This is a genomic window from Streptomyces sp. HSW2009, assembly GCF_040240285.1.
Taxonomy (GTDB): Bacteria; Actinomycetota; Actinomycetes; order Streptomycetales; family Streptomycetaceae; genus Streptomyces.
Genome location: NZ_JBEHZD010000993.1, coordinates 1 through 1,401, shown reverse-complemented (window position 1 = coordinate 1,401; position 1,401 = coordinate 1). Strand labels below are relative to the sequence as shown.

Sequence of the window (1,401 nt, the reverse complement as noted above, 5' to 3'; positions counted from 1 at the left end):
GCTGTTCTTGTTGTTTCTACTGCTTCTACTGCTTCTACTGCTTCTGCGGCTCTGCCGCCTCCCGCGGGCACGGCTGCTGGCGTTCGCCTCGGCGGGCGGGGTGCTGGCGGCGGGCGGGCTCGGGACGTGGGCCGCGCTGCGCGGCGACGGCGGGCGCGGTACCGGCGCCAGGGCCGGCGGCGTGCCGCGCCACACCATCGGGCTGCACGCCGACCTCTCCGGGCCCGGTGCGGCGCTCGGCCGGGCGCTGGAGCGGGGCGCGCAGCTAGCGGTGACGGAGTTCAACGCCCGTACCGACCGGCCGTTCACCTTGGCGCTGCGGGCGCGCGACGACGCTGGCCGGCTCGACCGGGCCCGCGAGGTGGCACGCCAACTGGGCGCCGACAAGGGAGTGTTGGCGGTGATCGGACCCACGAGCGACGCCGCGGCGAGCGCCGTCGCCGGCCCCTACCGCGCGGCCCGGCTGGCGGTGGTCAGCGTCTCGTTGGGGGCGGACGCGGTCGCCCACGTCGAGTACCGCAACTACCTGGCCAGCCGGTCCGCCGACACAAGGCTGATCCTCCCGCTGCTGGCGCAGGTCGCCCGGCGCACCCGGCAGCACGATCGGGCGCGCGGCACGGTGGTGGGGATCATCGACGACCGCAATGCCGGCGAGCTGAGTTGGCAGGCCGCCCAGGACTTCGCCACCGCCCTCACCAACAACACCTATCCCACCCCGCCGCGTACGGTCACCGTCGCCCGCGGTGCCACGGACGTGCGCGCGCCGGTGGCCGAGTTGTTGGCGTACCGGGTGGATGCGATCGCCTACCTGGGGCTGCTGTCGGGGGCGGTCACGGTGGCCCGGGAGTTGCGGCGGGTGGGGTTCGACGGGGACCGGCTGGCGCTGCAACCGGTGCGGGAGCCGCGCTTCCTGCGGGAGGCCGGGGCGGCGGCGGACGGCTGGTACGTGAGCTCGGCCTTCGTGGACGCGTCCGCGTACGCGCGGACGAAGGCGTTCGCCGCCGGCTACCGCAGCCGTTACGGTACGGCCCCGCCGCGCTATGCGGCCGAGGCGTACGACGTGGTGGGTCTGGTGGCGCGCGGGCTGCGGGACGTGGCGGGTACGGGGGCGGAGCGGGAGGCGCTGATCGGACGGCTCCCGCGGACGGTGTACCGGGGGATCACCAAGGAATTCCGGTTCGAGCCGGACAGCGGAACGGTCTCGGAGGCGGGGTTGTACCTCTCCCGGGTGGTCGACGGCCGGTTCCGCTTCCTGGGCTCGTACGAGGAAGCCACCAAGTCCCGCGGTGGCTGACGGCGCCCGGCCGCGGTCCGGAAGCGGGGCGGGGGCCCCGGGGGGCCCGCGGGGGGGGGCGGGGGGGGGGGGGCCCGCGGCCCGCTGTGTGGGCAGAGGTGGGGTTT

At 75.6% G+C, this 1,401-nt stretch carries 1 protein-coding gene; it reads left to right on the top strand.

Annotated elements, in window-relative coordinates; all coding sequences use genetic code 11:
- Positions 1-1,294 (top strand): branched-chain amino acid ABC transporter substrate-binding protein (locus AAHZ94_RS34110; RefSeq protein WP_349997562.1); only part of this gene is annotated, 1,294 nt, incomplete at its 5' end.
- Between the last annotated feature and the right edge of the window lie 107 nt (positions 1,295-1,401).